This window comes from Myxococcus eversor, from assembly GCF_010894455.1.
Classification (GTDB): domain Bacteria; phylum Myxococcota; class Myxococcia; order Myxococcales; family Myxococcaceae; genus Myxococcus; species Myxococcus eversor.
The window spans coordinates 22438-41718 of sequence record NZ_JAAIXY010000002.1 but is presented as its reverse complement, the minus strand read 5'-3'; the positions used below and the strand labels follow the sequence as shown (position 1 = coordinate 41718).

15 protein-coding genes are annotated in these 19281 nt (G+C 71.6%); 11 read left to right on the top strand and 4 right to left on the bottom strand.

Going from position 1 to position 19281, the window contains the following annotated elements; all coding sequences use genetic code 11:
* Positions 1-54 precede the first annotated feature (54 nt).
* From G4D83_RS03655 to G4D83_RS03605, 11 genes are all read left to right on the top strand, one after another.
* On the top strand, positions 55-1134 hold the full coding sequence (locus G4D83_RS03655) for a polyprenyl synthetase family protein (RefSeq protein ID WP_163862881.1): 1080 nt from the start codon (positions 55-57) through the stop codon (positions 1132-1134).
* A 7-nt stretch (positions 1135-1141) separates the two neighbouring features.
* Complete coding sequence (locus tag G4D83_RS03650) at positions 1142-2698, top strand: phytoene desaturase family protein (protein WP_163862879.1); 1557 nt, start codon at positions 1142-1144, stop codon at positions 2696-2698.
* A complete protein-coding gene (locus G4D83_RS03645) occupies positions 2695-3711 on the top strand; it encodes a phytoene/squalene synthase family protein (RefSeq protein WP_163862877.1) in 1017 nt (338 codons plus the stop codon). Before G4D83_RS03650 ends, G4D83_RS03645 begins: the two co-directional genes overlap by 4 nt.
* Positions 3712-3792: 81 nt before the next feature.
* Positions 3793-5250: a phytoene desaturase family protein gene (locus tag G4D83_RS03640; protein WP_163862874.1), complete on the top strand. Its 1458-nt coding sequence runs from the start codon at positions 3793-3795 to the stop codon at positions 5248-5250.
* Entirely contained in the window at positions 5247-6173 is a 927-nt protein-coding gene (locus G4D83_RS03635) for a carotenoid 1,2-hydratase (protein ID WP_163862872.1), read from the top strand. Before G4D83_RS03640 ends, G4D83_RS03635 begins: the two co-directional genes overlap by 4 nt.
* Positions 6170-7333, top strand: a complete 1164-nt coding sequence (locus tag G4D83_RS03630) for a glycosyltransferase (protein ID WP_163862870.1) — start codon at positions 6170-6172, stop codon at positions 7331-7333. The genes G4D83_RS03635 and G4D83_RS03630 overlap by 4 nt, the downstream gene beginning before the upstream one ends.
* Positions 7330-7716: a lycopene cyclase domain-containing protein gene (locus G4D83_RS03625; protein ID WP_163862868.1), complete on the top strand. Its 387-nt coding sequence runs from the start codon at positions 7330-7332 to the stop codon at positions 7714-7716. The genes G4D83_RS03630 and G4D83_RS03625 overlap by 4 nt, the downstream gene beginning before the upstream one ends.
* Entirely contained in the window at positions 7713-8069 is a 357-nt protein-coding gene (locus G4D83_RS03620; RefSeq protein WP_163862866.1) for a lycopene cyclase domain-containing protein, read from the top strand. Before G4D83_RS03625 ends, G4D83_RS03620 begins: the two co-directional genes overlap by 4 nt.
* Positions 8066-8743: a lysophospholipid acyltransferase family protein gene (locus G4D83_RS03615; RefSeq protein WP_163862864.1), complete on the top strand. Its 678-nt coding sequence runs from the start codon at positions 8066-8068 to the stop codon at positions 8741-8743. Before G4D83_RS03620 ends, G4D83_RS03615 begins: the two co-directional genes overlap by 4 nt.
* Positions 8740-9606, top strand: coding sequence for a MerR family transcriptional regulator (locus tag G4D83_RS03610; RefSeq protein ID WP_163862862.1), 867 nt, complete (start codon positions 8740-8742; stop codon positions 9604-9606). Before G4D83_RS03615 ends, G4D83_RS03610 begins: the two co-directional genes overlap by 4 nt.
* A 12-nt stretch (positions 9607-9618) precedes the next feature.
* Positions 9619-10518: a MerR family transcriptional regulator gene (locus G4D83_RS03605; protein WP_163862860.1), complete on the top strand. Its 900-nt coding sequence runs from the start codon at positions 9619-9621 to the stop codon at positions 10516-10518.
* Here the strand turns inward: G4D83_RS03605 and G4D83_RS03600 are convergent.
* The 4 genes from G4D83_RS03600 to G4D83_RS03585 form a co-directional block, all read right to left on the bottom strand.
* Positions 10478-11551 carry a WD40/YVTN/BNR-like repeat-containing protein gene (locus G4D83_RS03600; RefSeq protein WP_163862858.1) on the bottom strand — a complete coding sequence of 358 codons (1074 nt, stop codon included), beginning with the start codon at positions 11549-11551 and terminating at the stop codon, positions 10478-10480. The genes G4D83_RS03605 and G4D83_RS03600 overlap by 41 nt on opposite strands.
* A gap of 32 nt (positions 11552-11583) precedes the next feature.
* A complete protein-coding gene (locus tag G4D83_RS03595) occupies positions 11584-13080 on the bottom strand; it encodes an ADYC domain-containing protein (RefSeq protein WP_176434109.1) in 1497 nt (498 codons plus the stop codon).
* 170 nt (positions 13081-13250) lie between these two features.
* A complete protein-coding gene (locus G4D83_RS03590) occupies positions 13251-17384 on the bottom strand; it encodes an nSTAND1 domain-containing NTPase (protein ID WP_163862856.1) in 4134 nt (1377 codons plus the stop codon).
* Positions 17381-19192: a sigma 54-interacting transcriptional regulator gene (locus G4D83_RS03585; RefSeq protein ID WP_205522561.1), complete on the bottom strand. Its 1812-nt coding sequence runs from the start codon at positions 19190-19192 to the stop codon at positions 17381-17383. The genes G4D83_RS03590 and G4D83_RS03585 overlap by 4 nt, the downstream gene beginning before the upstream one ends.
* Between the last annotated feature and the right edge of the window lie 89 nt (positions 19193-19281).

The window sequence follows — 19281 nt, the reverse complement described above, 5'->3', positions numbered from 1 at the left end:
ACGCAAACGCTACGTCTGGAGGGCAGGACCCTCATGAACCCCGAGGATCAACCCATGGCACTCCCGCGTTCTGCCGCGCAGCCGGGCGAACTCCCTTTGGAGCAGGCGTGGCGGATGCTGGTGCACGCGAAGGTGGAGGCGTCGCTGGCGGAGCTGTTCGAGCTTCCGGACGAGGCGGGCCTGGACGCGCGGTGGACGCGGGCGTTGGAGGAGGCGCGGCTGTACGCGCTGCGGCCCGCGAAGCGGGTGCGTCCGGCGCTGGTGATGGCGGGGCACTGTCTCGCGAAGGGCACACCGGTGGTGCCCTCGGAGCTGTGGCGCTTCGCCGCGGGGTTGGAGCTGCTCCACACCTTCCTCCTGATTCATGACGACGTGGCGGACCGCGCGGTGCTGCGACGTGGGAGCGCGGCGCTGCACCACCTGCTGGCGCCCGGGCGGATGGGCGAGGACCTGGCGGTGGTGGTGGGAGACCACCTCTTCGCGCGCGCCCTGGAGGCGATGCTGGAGTCGGACCTGCCGGGCGTGGCGAAAGTCGTCCGCTACTACCTGGCGGTGTGCCGGCACACGGCGGCGGGGCAGTATCTGGATTTGTCTCTGGAGCGCGCGCCGCTGTCGGAGGTGTCGCTGTTCCAGGTGATGCGCGTGGCCTACCTCAAGACGGCGCGCTACGGCTTCTGCGCGCCGCTCGTCTGTGGCGCCATGCTGGGCGGCGCGAGCCCCGCGCTGCTGGAGGGGCTGGAGCGCGTGGGCCGTCAGGTGGGGCTCGCCTACCAGCTCCGCGATGACCTCATCGGCCTCTTCGGCGACTCCACCGTCGCGGGCAAGTCGTCGGCCAGCGACTTCACGCAAGGCAAGCGCACCTTCCCCCTGCTCGCGGCGTATGCGCGCGCCTCGCCCGAGGGACGCGAGGAGCTGGAGGCGCTCTGGGCGCTGCCGGAATGTCAGAAGGATGCGGCGGCCCTGGTGCGTGCCCGGGCGCTGGTGGAGGCGCATGGCGGCCGAGCCGCGTGCGAGCGGATGGTGGAGCGCGCCTCTCGCGCCGCTCGTCGCACCCTCCAGTCGTTGCCCAACCCCAACGGCGTGAGGGACTTGATGGACGCCCTCATCGCCCGGCTCGCGCATCGCGCGGCCTGAGGAACACATGAGCCCGCGGACACAAGGCAGACGCGTGGTGGTGGTGGGCGCTGGCGTGGGAGGTCTGGCCGCGGCGGCGCGACTGGCGCACCAGGGCTTCGACGTCCAGGTCGTCGAGAAGACGGTGGGGCCGGGCGGGCGCTGCAACCGGCTGCGGGTGGACGGCTTCACCTGGGACATCGGTCCCACCATCGTGCTGATGCCGGAGGTGTTCGAGGAGACCTTCCGCGCGCTCGGCCGCCGAATCGAGGACTACCTGACGTTGCTCAAGTGCGACCCGAACTATCGGGTTCACTTCCGTGACGGCTCCGACGTGACGTTCACCTCCGAGCTGTGCGCCATGGGACGAGAGCTGGAGCGGGTGGAGCCGGGCAGCTACGCGCGCTACCTCGCCTTCCTGGCCCAGGGTCGTGTCCAGTACCGCACCAGCCTGGACCATCTGGTGGGCCGCAACTACGCGGGCATCACCGACTATCTGTCCCCGCGCGTGCTCGCCCGCATCTTCCAGGTGCGCGCCCACCGGCGCATGTACCCGGACGTCAGCCGCTACTTCCGCGATGACCGGCTGCGCGCGGCGATGACGTTCCAGACGATGTACCTGGGCGTCTCTCCCTTCGAGTCGCCCGCCGTCTACGGCCTGTTGCCCTTCACCGAGCTGGGCGTGGGCATCTGGTTCCCCAAGGGTGGGCTGTATGCCATTCCGCAGGCGCTGGAGCGGCTGGCCATCGAGGAGGGCGTGCGCTTCCACTACGGCTCGCCGGTGGAGCGCATCCTCACGGACGGAAACCGCACCACCGGAGTCCGGCTGGAGGGTGGCGAGGTGCTGGAGGCGGACGCGGTGCTGTGCAACGCGGACCTGCCCTACGCGTACGAGAAGCTGTTGGACCCCCAGGCCACCACGCTCAAGCGCCGCGAGTCGCTGCGCTACACCTCCAGCGGCTACATGCTCTACCTGGGCATGCGCCGGAAGGTGCCGGAGCTGTTGCATCACAATGTCATCTTCGGGCGCGACTACCGGGGGTCGTTCGAGGACATCTTCAAGCGCTTCCGCGTGCCGGACGACCCGAGCTTCTACGTCAACGCGCCCACGCGCACCGACGCGTCGATGGCGCCCGAGGGCAAGGACTCGCTCTACGTGCTGGTGCCCGTGCCGCACCAGCACCCGTCGCTGGACTGGAAGACGGAGGGGCCGAAGGTGCGCGCCAAGGTCTTCGCGCGGCTGGCGGAGCTGGGCTTCCCCAATCTGGAGTCGGACATCGAGGTGGAGCGCGTCTTCACTCCGGATGACTGGGCGGGCACGTACAACCTGGCGAAGGGCAGCGCCTTCGGCCTGGCGCAGAACTTCATGCAGATTGGGCCCTTCCGTCCGTCCAACCAGGACGCGCGGGTGAAGAACCTCTTCTTCGTCGGGGCCTCCACGCAGCCGGGCACGGGGCTGCCCACGGTGCTCATCTCCGCGCGGCTCGTCACCGAGCGCCTGGGAGACTGGGCAAGGCAGCAGGGCGTGACGCTCTCGCCGCGCGGAAGCCGGACGAAGTCGACAGCGGTGGAGGCGGCGGCGTGAGCGCGTCCGACGACAGGGCGCTGGTGCGCCGGGGATATTGGCTGGCGCGGCGGGTGACGCGTCACCACGCGAAGAGCTTCTTCTTCGCCTCGTATCTGCTGTTCGGTCAGCGTCGCAAGGCGGCCTTCGCGCTGTATGCGTTCTGCCGGCGGCTCGATGACCTGGTGGACGAGGCGGGCGCGGCGACGGAGGACTTGTCCGTGCGGCTGGGGCGGGCGCGGCGCATGGTGGCGGAGCTGTACGTGCCCATGCCGGAGCTGGCGTCGAAGGAGCTGGGGCCGCCGGGCGGACGACTGGTGGGCGTGGCGGCGAGCTCACCGTGGGACGCGGGGGAGTTCGCCGCGCTCGCGCACACGGTGCGCCACTACCGGATTCCCGAGCAGCCCTTCCAGGACCTCATCTCCGGCATGGAGATGGACCTGACGAAGCACCACTACGCCACGTGGGAGGAGTTGGACCTCTACTGCTACCGCGTGGCGGGCGTGGTGGGGTTGATGCTGACGCCGGTGTTGGGGTGCTCGGACGAGGGCGCGCTGCAGCCAGCGGCGGACCTGGGCCGGGGCATGCAGCTCACCAACATCCTGCGCGATGTGCGCGAGGACCTGGAGCGGGGGCGGGTGTACCTGCCCGCTCGGGAGCTGGCGGCCTTCGGCCTGTCCGAGGACGACTTGCGGCAGGGCAAGGTGGATGCGCGGTGGCGCGACTTCATGCGCTTCCAGGTCGAGCGCGCGCGGACGTACTACGCGAGAGCGGCCCTGGGTGTGCCCGCGCTCACGGGCTTTGGCAGTCAGCGGATGGTTCGGCTGATGGGCGCCATCTATGGCGACATCCTTCGTGAAATCGAAGCGCGCGACTACGACGTGTTCAGCTCTCGGGCGTATGTGACGACGCGGCGCAAGCTGTCGCTGGCCACCTCGGCCTTCCTCCGGCCCCACTCCGTGCTTCCCGCGCCGCCGGCCGAGCCGCGCGTGCCACTGCTGCCGAGCGAAGTAGGGGGACAACGCCATGGGTGAAGCGAAGCGCCTGTCGGTGGCTGGCGAGACACGGACGCGCGGGCTCCTGGACGCCGAGGTGGCGCGACGGAGGCCCTGGTCATGAGCACCTCTCGTGTCGCTGTCGTGGGGGGAGGCATTGGAGGACTCACCGCGGCGGGCCTGCTGGCGAAGGAAGGCCACGCGGTGACGCTCTTCGAGGGCGGGCCCTCGCTGGGTGGCAAGGCCCAGGCCGTCACCGTGGACGGAATCACCCTGGACACCGGGCCCACGTTGCTGACGTTGCCGGACCTGGTGCGTGGCACCTTCGAGCAACTGGGTGCGCTCGACCTGTTGCCGAGGCTCACCGAGTTGGAGCCGCAGTGCACCTATCGCTTCTCGGACGGGTGCGCCTTCACCGCGTACAAGGACCTGGACCGCACCGCGGACAGCGCGAGTGAGGTGAAGCCGGTGGAGCGCAAGGGCATCCGTGGTTTCTACGCGGAGGCCGCCGCCATCTGGGGCGCCGCGGGCGAGCCGTACCTGGAGGCGCCCTTCGAGGGCATGGCCGGGTTCATGGGACGCGTGGCCCGCCGGGGGATTGGCGCGGTGATGGCGGGGATGCAGTTGTCGTCCCTGCACGGGCTGGCGGTGAAGCACCTGCGCACCTCGCACCTGCAGCAGTACGTGGGTCGCTTCGCCACGTACGCGGGCGCGTCTCCGTACGAGGCGAGCGCGGCCTACGCGTTGATTCCGCACATCGAGCGCGCGTACGGCGTCCACCATGCCCAGGGCGGCGTGGGCGCGCTGGTGGACGCGCTGGGGCGGGCGGTGCGCAGGCTCGGTGTCACGGTGCACCTGAAGACGCGCGCTCGGTTCGCGCATACGAGCGAAGGCTACCGCGTGGGGCCCGGCGAGGACTCCGCGCCGTTCGACAGCGTGGTGGTGAACGCGGACCCGCTGGAGTCACTGCGTCGTGGAGACGAGCCGCTGGCGCTCTCCGGGTTCGTGTTGTTGCTGGAAGTGGAGGGGCGTCCCTCGCTGCCGCACCACGCGGTGCTGTTTGGTGGCGACTACCGGCGCGAGTTCGACGAGCTGTTCAGCGGGCAGCTCGCGACGGACCCGACGGTGTACTTCTGCAACCCCACCGCGACGGACCCGACGATGTCGCCGTCTGGGCGCACGGGCCTGTTCGTCATGGTGAACGCGCCCGCGTTGCCGGTGGATGAAGCGGAGGCGGACGCGGCGGCGCGCGCCTGGGAGCTTCAAGCGGAGCGGGTGAAGGCGCAGATGTTCGAGAAGCTCTTCGCGCACTTCCCGGAGCTGAAGGGCCGGGTGCGAGTCATCGGCCAGCGCTCGCCGGTGGACCTGGCCGCGCAGGGGGCGCCGGGAGGCTCCATCTACGGCTTCCTGCCGCATGGGAAGCTGGGGCCCTTCCGTCGTCCGCGCATCCGGGGAAACACCCCGGGCCTGTTCTTCGCGGGAGGTGGCACGCATCCGGGGGGCGGGGTGCCGCTCGTCATGCTGTCGGGGCGCTTCGCCGCGGAGATGGCATCCGAGCATCTGCGGAGGGGCGCATGAACAGCCTGCGCGACATTCCTCCGCTGCCCCGTGAAGCGGGGGCCTATCGCTGGTTCTATGCCGACGTGACGGCGGGGCCCTACAGCGCGGTGTGCATCTTCATGCTGGGTTCGCTCTTCTCCCCGCGCTATTCGGTGGCGGCGCGGCGGGGCGGGCGGCCCATGGAGCACAGCGCGGTGAACTTCGCGCTGTACCACGAGGGCGTGCGCCGCCTCTGGGTCCTGAGCGAGTACCCTCATGCCGAGGTGGAGTCGGCGGGACGGCTGCGGATTGGCCGCTCGACGCTGACGTACGGAGAGGGTGGCACGGTGCGCATGGACGTGGAGGACTGGACGGCGCCCTGGGGTCGGCCCGTGAGCGCGCGCCTCACCCTGGAGCCGCTGACGCCGGTGGGCGAGGTGGTGCGGTTGATGCCCGAGCTGCCGCACTACTGGCAGGCGCTGGCGCCTCGCGCGCGGGCTCGGCTGGAGGTGTCCTCCCTTGGGGTGAAGGCGGAGGGGCTGGGCTACCACGACACGAACCACGGCGAGGAGCTGCTGGGCGAGCGGCTCGCGGGCTGGCACTGGGCGCGCACGCATCGGGAGGACGCGACGACGGTGGTGGACTACCACCTGCCGGATGGCGTGGCGCCGCTGCGGATGACGGCGTGTGCGCAGGGCGTGCGTTGCGAGCGGGGCCCGGGACCGAGGACGCAGCCCACGGTGATTACCGGCTGGGGCCTGCGCGTGCCCTCGCGACTCCAGGCCGGCAACGTGGAGGTGGGGCAGGCGCGGTTGCTGGAGTCCTCGCCCTTCTATGCGCGGATGGAGGCTCGCAAGGGCGCGCTGGATTGCATGGGCGAGGTGGCGGACTTCCGTCGCTTCCACTCGCCCTTCATCCGCTGGATGGCGCACTTCCGCACGCGGCTGGGGACGGCGGCATGAGCGTTCCGGTTCTCCTGGGACTGGGTTGGGCCGTGCTCGCCACGGGCTTCAGCGGCGTCGCGCTCGCGCGCCTGCTGCGCCTGCGTCGGGGCACGGGGACTCGGCCCGTGCAGGAGCCGTCTGTCGAGGCGCAAGGCACCCGGCCTTCGGTGTTGCTGCTGCGCCCGGTGGATGCGCCCACGCCTCGTGAGCTGGAGAACCTGGCCCTGCCCATCGAGTACGCGGGCACACTGGAACAGGTCGTCGTTTCGTCCTACCGCCCCCGGCTTCCACCCGGCGTGCGCTGGCTGCCGAGCGACCCGCTCACGCCCAACCGCAAGGTGGGCCATCTCCTCTACGCGCTGGAGGTGCTTCCCATCGAGGGCCGCGTCGTCCTCGCCGTGGATGCGGATGTCGCGGTGACAAGTGCGCTTGTCGAGGGCCTCGCGGCGCCCCTGGTTCGTGGGGCCGCGCTGAGCACCGCCGCCCCCACGCCAGTGGACGTGCGCGATGGCGCCGGGCGGGCCATGGCCGGGCTGCTTCGCTACACCCATCACAGCTTCCTCGCGCTGCACGTGATGAGCGCGGGCGCGAAGTCCGTGTGTGGCAAGGCCCTGGGTCTGTCCCCAGTGGCGATGGAGTCGCTCAAGTCCCTGGCCGACCACATCGGCGAGGACCTGGAGCTGTCGAAGCGCCTGCACGCACTCGGCCTCGACGTCGAACTGAGCGACGCGCCGGCCGTGGTGCCGTTGGGAGACATCGGCGCTTGGGAGGTTCCCCTGGCCCGCTTCACGCGCTGGATGCGCGTGCTGGCCAGTCACCGTCCCGCGCTGTACCCCACCGTGCCGCTGCTCTTCACGCCCACCGTGCCGCTGGTGGTGCTGGCCGCCCTGCTGGGCTCGCCCGTGCTCTGGCTCGCCGTGGGATTGCTCGTGTGCGTGCGCGCTCTGCTGGCGCTCCGACTCGCGGTGCTCGGCGCGCCTCGGGTGGAGGGCTTGCGCGACGCGGGCCTCGGGCGCGCCTTGACGGATTGGTTGCTGGGAGAGTTGCTGTTGCTGACTGCCTTCATCGTCTCCCTGGGCCGCCAGGGCCTGGTGACGTGGCGGGGGCGCACGTACGCGCTCTTGCCGGGAGGCCGCATGGTCCGGGTGTCGCCGGAGCTGACGGGAGGACCTGGATGACCTACGCGCGTTTCCTCGGGCTGTTCGTGGTGCTGCCCATCGTCTTCCTGCTGTGGCGCTACCGCCGCACCTTCACGGCGCGCAGTCTGGCGCCCATGGGGCTCTTGCTCATCGTCGTCTACGCGGCGACGTCGCCCTGGGACAACCTCGCGGTGAAGTGGGGCCTGTGGGGCTTCGACGAGAGCCGCATCTGGGGCATCAAGCTGGGCTACCTGCCGCTGGAGGAGTACCTGTTCTTCGGCCTCCAGACGCTCCTCGTGGGGCTGTGGGCGAGGGCCCGACTCACCCGCGCACTGGCGCGCACGGAGCCCGCGCGGCCCGCGACGTCGTTGCCCACGCCTCCCTCCGAGCGCGCCCTGGCCCCGAGCGAGGTGTCGTCATGATGGAGACGCGCTGGGCCTATCTCATCCACCTGGTCGGCTGGACGCTGCCGCTCATCCTCTTGCAGACGGTGGTGCTGGTGCGCCATTACAAGGAGCGCTCCGGCGCGGTGCTGCGCGCGGTGCTTCCGCCCGCGTTCATCATCGGCATCTACCTGGCGGTGGCCGACCACCTGGCCATCTCCACGGGCATCTGGAACTTCGGCGAGGGCCTGCACCTGGGCGTCTACGTGGGGCTCGTTCCCCTGGAGGAGGTGCTGTTCTTCCTGCTGACCAGCGTGCTCGTGTCGCTGGGGCTCGCCCTCTTCACGGGCCTGGTGGAGCTCTTGACGAAGAAGGAGGCCAAGGCGTCGTGATTCCCGCGGCCAAGGGAGGCCCCTTCGGGTGGGCGCTGGACGCGTATATCGGGTGGAAGTTCCGCTCGGCGTTCCGAGGCCTGTGGGTGCGCGGGGAGCTGCCCGCCGCTGGCCCGGGGAGGTTGGTGTACCTGAACCACGCGAACTGGTGGGACGGCTTCATGCTGCACCAGCTCTCGCGCGTGGCGGGGTGGGACGCCTACTGCCTGATGGACGAGGAGAACCTGCGCCGCTACCCCTTCCTGGCGCGCATCGGAGCCTTCAGCATCCGCCGCAAGGACGCCGTGTCGTCGGTGGAGTCGCTGCGCTACGCGAAGGACCTCCTGAAGCGCCCCCGCGCGGCGCTGTATGTCTTTCCCGAGGGTGAGCACCGGCCCTTCGGCGAACTGCCGCTGCGGCTGGAGCGCGGCGTGGAGCTGCTGGCGCGCGTGGCCAAGGTGGAGTGCGTGCCCATTGGCGTGCGCTACGCCTTCTTCGAGCACGAGCGCCCGGATGTCCTCCTGGAGGTGGGCACGCCGCACCCGCCCGGCTCACTGGCTGTCTTCCAGCAGGGGCTGGAGTCCGTGGTGCGCCGGTTGATGGCGGTGACGAGCCTGGAGGGCTTCACGCGCAAGGTGTCCGGCGCGCGGGGCGTGGCGGAGCGCTGGGATGCCGCCCGAGGGGTGGGGCCATGATGCTGCGCATCCGCACCATCGCCCGCCTGACGGGCATCCGCGAGGCGACCCTGCGCGCGTGGGAGCGACGCTACGGCTTCCCGCGCCCGATGCGCTCGGAGGGCAACAACTACCGCGTCTATTCGCGCGAGGAGGTGGAGTCCATCCGCCGCGTCGCGCGGCTCATCCAACTGGACGGCCTGGCGGTGAGCGAGGCCATCGCCCAGGTGCTCGCCACGCCCGTGAAGTCGATGCCCCGCGCGGAGCGGTTCCAGGAGCGCTTCTGGGCCGCCGTCATGCTGCTGGACGGGGACGAGGTGTCGCGCGTGCTCGACGAGGCGCAGGAGGCCATGGACGTGGACACCTACTGCGACGACTTCCTGATGCCGCTGCTGCGAGAGATGAGCGCGCGGCTGGACATCGCCCGTGAGCACCTGGCGTCCGGGTTCATCCGGCAGCGGCTGCGGCAGGTGCTGACGAGCGTGGAGAGCCCGGCGAACGGGCCGCGCGCGCTCCTGGCCTGCCCGCCCCAGGACTTCCACGAGGGGGGCCTCCTGGGCCTGGGCGTGCAGCTCAAGCGCCAGGGGTGGCGGGTGACGATGCTGGGGGCGGACACCCCGGCCGAGGCGCTGCGCTCCGCCCGCGAGCAGCTCCACCCGGACATGGTGGCGCTGTCCTTCGTGCAGAGGCGCGAACCGGACGAATTCATGACGCTGTTATCAGATGCGCTGCGAGCCTGCGCCCCCACGCCGGTCGTGGTAGGAGGGCCCGGCGCTCGCGAGCACCTGAAGGCCACCTTCACGCTGGGCGCGCAGTACGCGGAGTCCTCTCAGGAGCTGATAGCCCTCTGGAACCAGGTGCGTACCGCGCAGAACCGCCCCTGACCCGTATCGCCCATGGCCGAGCGCACCTACCGAATCCACGTCGCCGCGGAGCTGTCAGGGGTTCGGGTGGAGCTCATCCGGGCCTGGGAGCGTCGGTATGGCGTGCTCCAGCCCTTGCGCACGCCCGCCGGCTACCGCGTCTACACCGAGCGGGACATCGCGCTGCTCAAGCGGCTCAAGAAGCTGACGGACGAGGGCGTGGCCATCAGCGAGGCGGCGAAGCTGCTGCCTCAACTGCTCGCGGAGCTGGACGCCGTGCCCGCCGCCCCCGACGACGTCCGGGGCTCCGGCGCGGGCCTGGAGTTCTGGCGGGACGCCGCGCTGCTCGCGGCCGAGGCGTATGACCAGGGCGGCGTGTCCGCCGTGGTGGACGAGGTGCTGTCCGCGCTGCCCCCGCTCAAGGCGTTCGACGGCGTGCTGGCGCCGCTCCAGCGCGAGGTGGGCGAGCGCTGGCACTCGGGAGAGTTGAGCGTGGTGCAGGAGCACCTGGTGACGCAGGTGGTGCGCGCCCGGCTGGTGAACCTGCTGCACGCGGCGCCGGACAGCGGGCGGCGCCACGCGGTGCTGGCGTGCTTCCCGGACGAGGAGCACGAGCTGGGGCTGCTGGGCGTGGCGCTGCGCCTGCGTCACACGGGCTTCCGGGTGACGCTCCTGGGACAGCGGGTGCCCGCGTTGGATTTGGGCCGGGCGGTGGCGGAGCTGAAGCCGGAGCTGGTGGGCCTGTCCGCCGTCCACAACCGGGGCGAGGGGCCGTTCCGCGACACGCTCTCCGAGCTGATGCGGGCGCTGCCCCGGGGCGTACCCGTATGGGTGGGCGGCGCGGCGGCGGTGGCCCACTCGGACGTCGTCGTCCGACTGGGCGCGCGGCTGTTCAGCGCCGAGGACGACTGGGCGAAGGTGCTGGAGGACTAGGCGCGGGCGCCCGCTGGAGCGTCGCGATGCGGCCCGCGTCTCCGACAGCCCACACGCGCTTGCCCGTGGGCGATGCGGACACGGCGTGGAAGCCCGGGGTGCCCAGCGACGTCCAGTGCTTCGCGCCGTCCACGGACAGCTCCGAGCCGGACGGCCCCACGGTGACGAGCGTGGGCCCCGGCGCTCCTGGCAACCGCGCGACGCAGGAGCGGTAGCCCGCGGGCCTCGCGCCTGGGGGCACGCTCCACGTCTTGCCCCCGTCCCGCGTGAGGGCCAGGTTGCCGGTGGCGTCATCGTGACGCTGGTGGTTGCCGCCCACGGCGATGCCGTCGGTGTCGCTCCAGAAGAGCAGCGAGAAGACGCCGCCGCCGTCGCCGGTGGCCAGGGGCGTCGTCGCGACGCTCCACGACTTGCCTCCGTCCGTCGTGCGGAGCACGCGCGCCGCCGCGCCGCCCAGGCCGAACCACGCCTGCCTCGGGGCTCGCACGGCGATGCTGGTGCCGCTGGCCGCGAAGCCCGCCTCGCCGGGGAGCGCGGGCGGAAACGCTTCAGCGGGAAGCGGAGCCCAGGTGGCGCCGCCGTCGGAAGTGGCGATGACGAGGAAGCGGCCCTCCACCGGGTCGCTGAAGGCGAGGCCCTGCTGCTCGTCCCAGAAGGCCATCCCGTCGAAGAACGCGCCGGGCGTCGAGCTGGTGAACTGGAGCGTCCAGTGCTCGCCGCCGTCCACCGTCTTGTAGATGCGGGACTTGTCGCCCTCGCCGATGGAGAGCAGATACGCGGTGGTGTCGCTGAAGGCATCCACGTCGCGGAAGTCCAGGCCTTCAGCGCCGGGCACCGTGCCCGCCTTCCACGTCACGCCTCCGTCCGTCGTCCGGACGAAGGTCCCCTTGTCCCCGCTGGCCCAGCCCACGCGTGCGTCGACGGCGCTGACGCCTCGCAGGCGCACGGTGGTGTGGCTGTCCTGGGGCTCCCACTTCATGCCCGCGCTCCCCAGCGACAACAGCGTCGCCAGCCAGATGGCTCCCGTCATCATGCCGCGTCCTCCTCGCGGCCCGGGAGGCTAGCTCAGGGCTGGGGCCTGGTGAGTTGCTCGTTGGCGATGGAGTTGTTGAAGACGACGCTCTTGAAGAGCTGCTTGGCCTCCTGGGCGTTGTCGCAGATGGGCGAGCACTTGAAGGCGGTCGAGACGTTGTGCGGGTCCCTGCAGTCGTTGATGACGTGGCCGTTGGCGTCCTCGATGGGCTTCTGCAACGTCACGCAGCCGGCCTGCAGGTGCTTCCAGCGCCAGTGGCTCAGACACGCCGGGCCGCTGGTGTCCCAGCCCGCCTCGAACTGCATGCCCGCCGGGCCCGAGCCCTGGGTGGGAGGGGGGATGATGTTCGGCGCCAGCGAGTCCCACGGCTGGATGAGGGTGCCGTCCTGGGTGAAGGACGCGCCACCGCCGCAGTAGTCGGCGCGGGCCATGCGGGTGCAGGCCCAGTGGGCCTTCGTCACCGCGCCCGGGCTGGCGCCATCCAGCCACGGCTTGTAACCCCAGCGGTAGCACTTGGCGAGCACGCCCGGGTCGCACGCGAGCGTGAAGATCTGGGTGCTCTCCTCGCGGTCGCCCGCCTTCGAGAAGGAGCCCTCCAGGGGCACTGTCCAGGCCCAGCCCACGGCGGGGTCGGCGCCCGTCGTGCACAGGTCCACGGTCGGCCCGGTGTTGGGCCGAATCTGCAGGCGATAGAGGAAGGTGTCGCCGCTGGCGTCCCAGATGCCAGGGGACTCGGGGATGACGACGTTGGCCGCGTTGGTCGCGTCCTTGACCTCGATGACGGTGCCGTAGCCGGACGGTGACGAGCTCAGCATCCGCGCGCCGATGAGCTGCTCGCCGCGCAGGTCCTTGTACGTCACCGGGAAGCGGCCGGAGGTGGCGCGCGCCGCCACGCTCGCTGTCTGGGTCGTCGAATAGGGCCCGGTCAGCACGGTGAAGATGCCGCTCGAGGGGCAGGTGAACCTCACGGAGGGACAGCTCGAGGTGAGGCTGCACTGGAGGTCGGGCCCCGCCGAGCCCACGTCCGTGCCCAGGTAGCCGGTTCGCTCGAACTCACAGGGCTTCTCTCCCGAGCAGACGCGCAGGATGGGGCGGCCCGTGCAGCTCCCCTGTGTGCCCGCGCACTCACCACTGGAGACGGTGACCAGCGCGTTCGGCGAACAGATGCCCTGGCCCGCCACGGTGAAGCCACAGCTTCGCTCGGGTCCCGTTCCACGCGTGACGCATGGGGCGAGGCTGGGCGTGATGCCCGTCACCGACAGGGGGATTCGGGCGAACAGCTCACCCTGGAAGATTCGCAGCGTCGCGGCGCGGCGGACGCCGTCGTGCATCACGGAGGCCCCCGTGTACGAGACGGACGGGATGTGCGAACCGTGGAGCTGGGTGCCCTGGGAGTGGGAGTCGTCGTTTCCAGCGGAGAACGCCTGGGACTCCAGGGGAGACGTCGCGTCCTCGGGGGCCAGGGGCCCGCATGCGGCGAGGAGACAAAGACAGAGATTCAATGACAACAATTTCGAGATGGCGCTCATGTGAGGGGCCTCGGTTTCGTTCAATCCAGATGGGCGCCTGTAGAGCATCTCGTATGCCATGGGCACGTCCGCGCACACCTCGGGTAGAGGGTGGACGGGGCCCCGCGAAGCAGCGGAAGCCGGCGGTTCCGGCCGGCAAGGGTTGCCGGGGTCCGGCTTGGGTTGCCGCGCTACGGGCGCGGCGTGGCACAGACGCGCAGGCCGATGAGGGCCTCGCGCTGCGTGGGCTCCACGCGGTCCCGGTTGGCGGTGTGCGCGGTGAGGTCGCTCTGGTACCAGCTTCCGCCCTGCGCGGAGGGCTTGGAGGGGTCCACGCTGGAGCGGGTCCACTCCCAGACGTTGCCCGCGAGGTCGTCCACGCCGAAGGGGCTGCGTGAGCGCGGGTGGCTGCCGACCTCGTCGGGCCCGAAGCCTCCGGGCTCGCGGCCGTACGTCACGTCGTGGTTGGCGTCGTCCGGGGACAGCCAGTCACCCATGGGGTAGCGGCGGCCATCGGCGCCTCGGGCGGCGCGCTCCCACTCGTGCTCGGTGCAGATGCGGGCCCCGGGGACCTGGCCGGTGCGGTCCAGCCAGGCCACGTAGGCCTCCGAGTCCTCGAAGGAGATGGCGGACACCGGGAAGCGCAGCCAGTCCTGCTCGCGGCGACGGTCTCGCGTGTCGTAGCGCAGCCGTTCTCCATTGAGCACGCTGTAGCTGGCGGAGGCGGGGCGCAGGTTGAAGCGCCAGCGTCCGTCGGGCTCGCGCGACAGGTCCACCACGGTGAGCCGGCGGCGTGAGCCCGGCATGCGCGCGGCGCGCTCCTCGGGTGGAAGGGTCTCCAGGAAGGCGATGTACTGGCCGAACGTCACCTCGTGCCGGGCGATGAGGTAGGCGCCGGTCTCCATCTCGTGCAGGGGCGGGGAGAAGAAGAAGGCGCGGCGCAGGAACTCGCTCTCCGAGGCGCCCTGGAGGAAGCGGCCAGGAGGCACGTACACGAAGCCCTCGGGGACGGCGGAGGCTTCGGGCAGGGCGAGGTCCAGGGTGAGCGTTTCACCCGTGCGCACCATGATGGGGGCTCGCACGGGGAAGCGACCAGGAGCCTCCATCAGGAGCAGGTGAGAGCCTTCGGTCAGCTCCAACTCGCGCAGGGGCGTCTGTCCGAGGTCCTGTCCGGAGGTGTCCGGTGGCGGCGAGGTAGGGGGCCGCGCCGTGTCGCGTGCCTGGTCATGTCCTGCGGCGCTCGTGTCACCGACGGGGGCCTTCAGCAGCCGCACCCGTGCCCCAGGTGGTGAGGTGATGATGGAGATGCGCGCGGGTGTCACCAGCTTCCGCTGGCGCAGTCCGGACGTGTCGTAGGCGGCGAGGCGTGCGAGCAGTTGGGCGCGCAGTTCGGGCTGTCGTTGCCGGTCGGCCCGCACCGCGCGCTCGGCGAGCAGGTCCGCGAGCGGCTCGTTCACCCGAGGGCTTCCCGGATCCAGCCCCCATGCCGTCTCCAGCGCGGCCTGGGCTCGCAGCGATAGGGTCTCCACCTCCTGCTCTTCCTCCTGGACGCGCGTCCACAGTGCCTCGGCGGCTTCGCGGCGCTCGGAGCCCGGCGTGTCGAAGAGGGTGAGCGACTCCTGTCGCAGCCGCTGGGCCGTCGAGTCCTTCTCGAGGGCATCGTCGCGGTGCCTTCGCGCCTCGTCCAGATGGTGCGTGATTCGGGCTTCGAGCTGCGCGCGCGACTGGACACGAGTCACAGCCACCACGGACAGGAGCGCGAGCGGCGCGGCGATGGCCACCGTCCAGCGCGCGGCCCGGCGACGACGCAGCGTCTGGTGCGAGCGGGCAAGGAAGTCCTCTTGCCCCTTCCCCTCGGCGAGCACTCCGGCGGCGCTCGCCTCCGTGAGCTGGCGCTCCGCGTAGAGCAGCTCGGAAGGGCGGCCCAGGCGCTCCCACTCGGCGGCGGCGCGAGCGAGTCGGTGACGGATGGCGCGGCGCTGTTCATCCTGGCCGAGCCAACCGCGCAGCGTGTCCCAACCCGTCAGCAGGCTCTCGTGCGCGAGCGTGTAGACACCCTCGCCGCTCTCGGCCTCGCCCGCCGTGAGGAGTCGACCGCGCACCAGTCCATCCAACACCGCGCGACCGTTGTCATCCTGAGCGCCGCGCAAGAGCTCCTCACGGGTGCGGCGCAGTCGCGTGCCCTCGGGGGTGACCAGCTCCAGCAGCAGCTCCCGCGCGCGCGGACGTTGTTCCGGGCGGAGCCTGTCCACCACCGCGTCCGCGTGACGGGCCAGCGCGCCCTCCACGCCACCGAGCGAAACCAGCGCCTCTGCGGGGATGATTCCCCGGGCGACATCGCGGGCATCCCACAGCGCTTCCAGCGCGAACTGCAACAGCGGGAGTCCACCGTCGGCGCGCGCGGCGGACGTGACGAGCGTGTCGACCAGGGCAGGGGACTCGAAGCGGATGCCCAGCGCGCGGGCGGGCCCCTCCACGGCCTCGCGCAGTCCTCGGTCGGACAGGGCGCGAACGATGTACAGCGCGCGAGGGAGCTCGTCTCCCAGCCCCGGCAGGGCCACCAGTCGCGTGAGGCAGTCACTGCGCGCGGTGGCCAGCACGCGGATGCGCGGAACGCGGTGAAGCGCCAGGGCCAGCTCCTCGGCGAACCGCGCGGCCTGGGCGGGCTCGGAGAAGGTGACGAGCTCCTCGAGCTGGTCGATGAACAGGAGCACCGGGGGAGCCCCCGAGGGACGTCGGCGCAAGGCTCGCGCGAGCGCGCCGGGTTCCTCGGTGGCGACCTGCGCGAGGAACACGTCGGCGCCCCCGTCGAGCACGGGCGCGAGCGCCTCCGCCAGCGCCTCCAAGGGCTGTCGTCCAGGAGTCCACGAGACGATGTTCCACGCGGGGCCATCGTCTCCACGTCCCGCGATGACGGGCAGCACTCCGGCGCGACACAGCGACGACTTGCCGACGCCCGAGTCTCCCGCGAGCAGCACGAAGCGCTCGCCGCGCAGCCGGTCCATCACCTCGCGCAGCTCGGCCTCGCGGCCGAAGAAGACGCCACGGTGCTCGGCCTCGAAGGCGCGCAGCCCCCGATAGGGGTTGCCGGAGGGCAGGGGGCTCGCCTGCGTCGAGTGGGCCAGCGCCTCCAGGGCCTCGCGCAGCGCGTCTCCAGACTCGAAGCGCTGCTCGGGAGACAGGGCGAGGCAGCGGTCCACCACGGCGGCCAGGCCGGGAGGAAGGTCCAGGTCCTGCTCCACGAGCGGGCGTGGGCGCTGCTCCAGCACGGCGCGCTTGAGCTCGGACAGGGGCACATTCTCGTGAGGCGCGTTGCCGGTGCACAGCTCGTGGAGGAGCACGCCCAGCGCGTAGATGTCGCTGGCCCGACTGGCGGACTCACCGCGCCAGAGCTCGGGTGCGAGGTAGAGCGGCGTGCCCGGCACGGTCATCGAGAGGGTCGCCGCCCCACGGTGCGCGGTGGGCACTCCATCCCAGGCCCCACCCGGAGACGACTCCTCGCGCGGACCCTCGACCTCGCCGGGGCCCGTCCGTGGCTTCGGTGAGTCGCTTCCCGCCTCGGGTGTCGAGGGCGCCGAGTCACCCGGGAAGGGCAGGGGCTGTGTCTCCGTCAGGGGCTCTCGCGCCGCGTCCTCGCCCACTGGCGACATGGGACGCGTCCGTACCTGTGCCTTCGGCGCGGCGGCTCCGCGAGCACCTGGCGTGTCATCGCCTCGCCCCGTGTCGAGCGTCGCGCGCGGTGCTTCCTGCCCCGAGTCCCGCGCGTCCCGAGCACCCACCGCCGAGCCCGTCGCGTCCGTCCACACCCGCGCGCGCGGACCGTCCTCCTCGGTCCACGACTCCGCGAGCCCGAAGTCGAGCAGCTTCACCTCGCCTTCCTCGGACAGGATGGCATTGGCGGGTTTGATATCGCGGTGCAGGACGCCGCACCGGTGCGCCGCCGCGAGCCCTCGCGCCAACCCCATCCCCAACGCCAGCACCTGCCGCCCGTCCATCGGCTTGCGCAGCGTGTCCAGCGGCTCGCCCCGGATGAGCTCGGACACCAGATACGGCTGGCCGCGCACCTCGCCCACGCGGTGGATGGCCACCACGTTGGGGTGCTGGAGCCGCGCGATCGCCCGGGCCTCCTGGAAGAACCGCGCGCGCGCCACCGCGTCCGGCAACCTCCCCGCGGGCGTCGCGATGAACTTCACCGCGACCAACCTGTCCAGCAGTGTGTCCCGCGCGAGGAAGACCTGTCCCATGGCGCCGCGCCCCAGGGGGCGGAGCACCTGGTACTCCTCGAACTCGCGGGGGGGCTCCAGCAGCCCGGATGGCTCACTCATTCCGGCGAGGTGCCTCGGCGCGCGGTGCGAGGTTGCAAGCCCAGTTGCTTCAGCTTGAACGAGAACGTCCGGATGGGCATGCCGATGAGCGCCGCCGCTCGCGTCTGTACGCCCTCCGCCGCCTCCAGCGCCTCCTGCATCCTGCGCCGCTCCAGCTCCCGAATCTCCTGCGCCAGCGACTGCCGGGGCCGCTGCGCCGCGTGCTCCGGCTCCGAGGCCACCGGCTCCACCTGCGCCACCGTCCGTCCACCCGCCATGCGCGCTGGCAGGTGATGCGGCTCCACCACATCCCCCGTCACCGCCGCCGCCACGTAGTCCATCAGGTTGCGCAGCTCGCGCACGTTGCCCGGCCACGAGTGCCGCGACAGCGCGTGCAGCGTGCCCGACGCCAGCTCCAGCCCGCCGCGCCCCAGCGCCACACAGGCCCGCTCCAGGAAGTCGCGCGCGAGCATGGGCACCTCGCGAGGCCGCTCACGCAGCGGCGGCAGCAGCACCGTGGCCGCGCCCAGCCGGAAGTACAAATCCTGCCGGAAGCGCCCCGCGGACACCTCCGCCTCCAAATCCCGATGCGTGGCGGCGACCACGCGGATGTCGATGGTCCGCTCCTTCGTGTCGCCCACGCGGGTGATGCGGCGCACCTCCAGCGCGCGCAGCAGCTTGGCCTGCGCGGACGCGGGCAGCTCGCCCACTTCATCCAGGAACACCGTCCCGCCCTGCGCGCTCTCCAGCAACCCCGCGCGCGCCGTGGTGGCCCCGGTGAAGGCCCCGCGCTCGTGGCCGAACAGCTCGCTCTCCACCAGGCCTTCCGGGAGCGCGGCGCAGTTGACGGGAACGAAGGGCCCGGACGTCCGCCGAGACCAATGGTGCACCGCGAAGGCGGCGTTCTCCTTGCCCGCGCCCGTCTCCCCGCACACCAGCACCGGCAGCTCGCTGGCCGCCAGCCTGCGCAGGAGCGCGTAGAGCTGCGCCATCGCCGGGTCCGCCACCAGCACCGTGCGCTCGCCCAACGTCACCCGGGTGATGCCCTCCGCCGCCGAGGCGAAGCCCCCTGGCGCCGCCGTCCGCGCGGCCGTCCGCGCCGCGGCCACCAGCGTCTCCGCGTCACACCCATCCGACGGACACGTGGCGGCGCCCAGCCGAGCGCGAGGACTCGCGCTCAAGAGCGCCTCGACGCGCTCCCCCAGCCCCTCCTCGCCCGGCTCGCCGGAGACCTCTGGCAACAGCCACAGCAGGTGCTCTCCGTCCAGCCAGCCCGCCGCCTCCGCGGGCCCCGCGTCCGAGCCGAGCACCGCCTCCACCGCCTCGCGCTCGAACGGGGCCTGCTCGACCAGCGCGAGCGTCAGCACGGTGAGCGGCCGGCCATAGCGCAGCGCGCGCTCCACCTCCTCGCGCAATTGCCCCATCAGCCGGTCCGCGTCGAGCGCCCGGCGCGCCGGCATGGGACGGCGCCTGGCGCGCACCACCGCCACCACCGCGCCGAAGGAGACCACGTCCCCAGACAACAGCGGCCGGGCGTCGTCGAGCGGGCGCCCGTTGAGCGACGTCCCGTTCTGGCTGCCCAGGTCCACCACGCGCGCGCCCTCGTCCGTCACCAGGATGCGGGCGTGACGGCGCGACACGCTCTCGTCCTTCAGCTTCAGGTCCGCCTTGTCGTCGCGGCCCACCAGCACCACGCCCTCGGCCGGCAGCGGGAAGCGCCAGGAGGACTCACCCTCCAGCACCAGCAGATAGGCCGCGCCTGCCCCGGAGGGCTCCGAGGGAGTGCCGATGGGGCGGGTGTCGCGAGCACTGGGAGGCGGAGCGGACATCGGGCGGACGTCCATGCTGGCACGCTCGCGCCGAATCGGGCAACCCAGGGGTACCCTGGAAAAAAGCCGCCTGGGCCCCGAGCGGAGGA

Coding starts and splice junctions, on each gene's coding strand:
- G4D83_RS03655 (WP_163862881.1), top strand. CDS start 55: ATGGCACTCCCGCGTTCTGCCGCGCAGCCGGGCGAACTCCCTTTGGAG.
- G4D83_RS03650 (WP_163862879.1), top strand. CDS start 1,142: ATGAGCCCGCGGACACAAGGCAGACGCGTGGTGGTGGTGGGCGCTGGC.
- G4D83_RS03640 (WP_163862874.1), top strand. CDS start 3,793: ATGAGCACCTCTCGTGTCGCTGTCGTGGGGGGAGGCATTGGAGGACTC.
- G4D83_RS03635 (WP_163862872.1), top strand. CDS start 5,247: ATGAACAGCCTGCGCGACATTCCTCCGCTGCCCCGTGAAGCGGGGGCC.
- G4D83_RS03630 (WP_163862870.1), top strand. CDS start 6,170: ATGAGCGTTCCGGTTCTCCTGGGACTGGGTTGGGCCGTGCTCGCCACG.
- G4D83_RS03625 (WP_163862868.1), top strand. CDS start 7,330: ATGACCTACGCGCGTTTCCTCGGGCTGTTCGTGGTGCTGCCCATCGTC.
- G4D83_RS03620 (WP_163862866.1), top strand. CDS start 7,713: ATGATGGAGACGCGCTGGGCCTATCTCATCCACCTGGTCGGCTGGACG.
- G4D83_RS03610 (WP_163862862.1), top strand. CDS start 8,740: ATGATGCTGCGCATCCGCACCATCGCCCGCCTGACGGGCATCCGCGAG.
- G4D83_RS03605 (WP_163862860.1), top strand. CDS start 9,619: ATGGCCGAGCGCACCTACCGAATCCACGTCGCCGCGGAGCTGTCAGGG.
- G4D83_RS03600 (WP_163862858.1), bottom strand. CDS start 11,551: ATGATGACGGGAGCCATCTGGCTGGCGACGCTGTTGTCGCTGGGGAGC.
- G4D83_RS03595 (WP_176434109.1), bottom strand. CDS start 13,080: ATGAGCGCCATCTCGAAATTGTTGTCATTGAATCTCTGTCTTTGTCTC.
- G4D83_RS03590 (WP_163862856.1), bottom strand. CDS start 17,384: ATGAGTGAGCCATCCGGGCTGCTGGAGCCCCCCCGCGAGTTCGAGGAG.
- G4D83_RS03585 (WP_205522561.1), bottom strand. CDS start 19,192: ATGTCCGCTCCGCCTCCCAGTGCTCGCGACACCCGCCCCATCGGCACT.